Below are 855 nucleotides of genomic sequence, written 5' to 3'. Positions count from 1 at the left end.
CACCTGATCCAGAGCACGCTGTCAATGCAACGCTCATCGCTAAAACTGGTACTACAACTGCTGTTAACTTTTTCATCTTTTTTCTCTTCATTTTTGTAYCCTCCCCAATTATATGTACAATACCAACCCTTGAGAGACCCCTTGCTAACGATTAGTTTTCTGAAAATTATAACTAATATTATTCTACTCTTTTTTTCGCATTTGTAAATAGTTTTATTTTAAATATTCTGATTTTAACCTTCGTAATTTAGTATGATTTATCCCCCATCTACTATATGTCCGTACTATACGCCTTATTCTTCTCTATTTAATTACACTAAAAAAAGCATTCCAAAAGTAGATTAGCCACTTTTGGAATGCTTTTTTAAATTCTATTATTTCCCGTCTTTCTCGGTTACATAGGCCCATTTAAAGCTATACTCTGGACTAATATTATGGTGAACAATGCCTTTTATATTTGGTTGTAAAACGTAAGCATCTCCACGTTGGTATATAGGTACAAGCGCTACATCCTCTTCAAGTAATAATTTCTCTGCTTTTCCTAGTTCTTCCCAACGTTTTTTAGCATCATTCGTTAATTCACCGCCCGCTTTTTTGATCATTTCATCATATTTCGGATCAGAGAAGCTCATTTGGTTATGAGAATGCTTAGAATCAAACATATCTAAGAATGTCATTGGATCTGCATAGTCAGGTCCCCAACCAGCAAACGAAATATCATACTCTTGCTCAGTTTCTAATTTTAGTTTTTGCTTGAATGGCTGAAGTTTAATATTTACTGTTACACCTTTTAAATTTTTCTCAATTTGATCTTTTATATATTCTCCAACTTTTTTCGCATTACCAGTATCGTAG

Annotated in this window: 1 protein-coding gene and 1 pseudogene; both read right to left on the bottom strand. The window is 33.5% G+C overall.

The genetic code is table 11. The annotated features are described in order from the left end of the window. Nucleotides 1-91, bottom strand: a pseudogene (locus AC1DTM_RS29285) (peptide-binding protein); the annotation flags it as partial. A gap of 283 nt (nt 92-374) precedes the next feature. Continuing rightward, the coding region (locus tag AC1DTM_RS29280; protein WP_477001576.1) for an ABC transporter substrate-binding protein at nt 375-855 on the bottom strand (481 nt) is incomplete at its 5' end.

The sequence above is a fragment of the Bacillus sp. P4_D3 genome, assembly GCF_056401855.1.
Note: the sequence above shows the minus strand (reverse complement) of the source record. Positions and strands in the feature narration are given on the sequence as shown.